This window comes from Arthrobacter sp. 'calajunan' (assembly GCF_046940185.1).
In the GTDB taxonomy this organism is placed as follows: Bacteria; Actinomycetota; Actinomycetes; order Actinomycetales; family Micrococcaceae; genus Glutamicibacter; species Glutamicibacter soli.
Window position 1 is genome coordinate 1 of record NZ_JBKZDY010000025.1, and the last position, 505, is coordinate 505.

Annotated in this window: 1 pseudogene; it reads right to left on the bottom strand. The window is 68.1% G+C overall.

The features are described 5' to 3' along the window. Positions 1-505, bottom strand: a pseudogene (locus RF641_RS17495) (HNH endonuclease); the annotation flags it as partial.

Consider the following 505-nt stretch of genomic DNA (forward strand, 5'->3'; position numbering starts at 1 on the left):
GTCGCGGATCTTGATGAATTCCTTGAGTCCGGGCGGGAAGGCGCGGGCGGTGGAGTCCATGGCGATCAGCTCGCTGTCGCCGGGGGCGGTGTAGAGCCGCTGGATGTCGGGGAAGGTTTCGATGCGCAGGGCGAGGTCGTCGTGCGCGTCGGGGTAGTGGTGGAAGTAGTCCTCGTTGCGGATTTCCGCGCCGGCGATGAGTTCTCGGGCGTGCTGGGCGGGGATGTAGCCGTAGCCTTCGAGCCAGGCGGGGGTGCGGTCGCCGAGGAACAGGGTCTTGTCGGTCATGACCAGTTTGATGTTGAGGGCCAGGGGGAGTTTGTCGGGGTGCCCGGCGAGGGGGTAGGCGGTGAACAGGTCCGCCTGCAGTTGGGTGCCGGTGCGCGGGTCGCCGTGCTGGCGCAGCCGGCGGGATTCTTGGCGCAGGTGCTGTTGCAGGGCGGTGCCGGCGGCGAGGGGGAGTTTGCCGTTGACGCGGATGCAGTCGCGGTCCTTGGTGAAGCGC